Here is a 304-nt window from a genome sequence, read left to right as displayed (position 1 = left end):
CCGGACAAAACCGCAGACAGTGCCGCCAAGTTTCTGACCGAACACCTGATTGATCCCTGCCCATACCTGATTGAGTGCGTTTACTCCGACAACGGTACGGAATATAAAGGCTCGGCCAACCATGCTTTCGGTGTAGCCTGTTATGAGAACGGGATTGGTCAAAAGTTTACCCGGGTTGCCCGTCCGCAGACCAACGGTAAGGCGGAACGGGTTATCCGCACCCTGATGGAGATGTGGCATGAGAAACAGTTGTTTGACAGTCCGGAACACCGGCGAAAGGAGTTGTGCCGCTTTGTTAATTTCT

General features: G+C 52.6%; 1 protein-coding gene. It reads left to right on the top strand.

Going from position 1 to position 304, the window contains the following annotated elements; all coding sequences use genetic code 11:
• A partial coding sequence (locus tag NSCA4_RS13065) for an integrase core domain-containing protein (protein ID WP_016687867.1) occupies nucleotides 1-304 on the top strand: 304 nt, incomplete at both ends.

This window comes from Neisseria sicca 4320 (assembly GCF_000193735.1).
GTDB lineage: Bacteria > Pseudomonadota > Gammaproteobacteria > Burkholderiales > Neisseriaceae > Neisseria > Neisseria sicca_E.
This window is presented reverse-complemented; position numbering and strand designations above follow the sequence as displayed.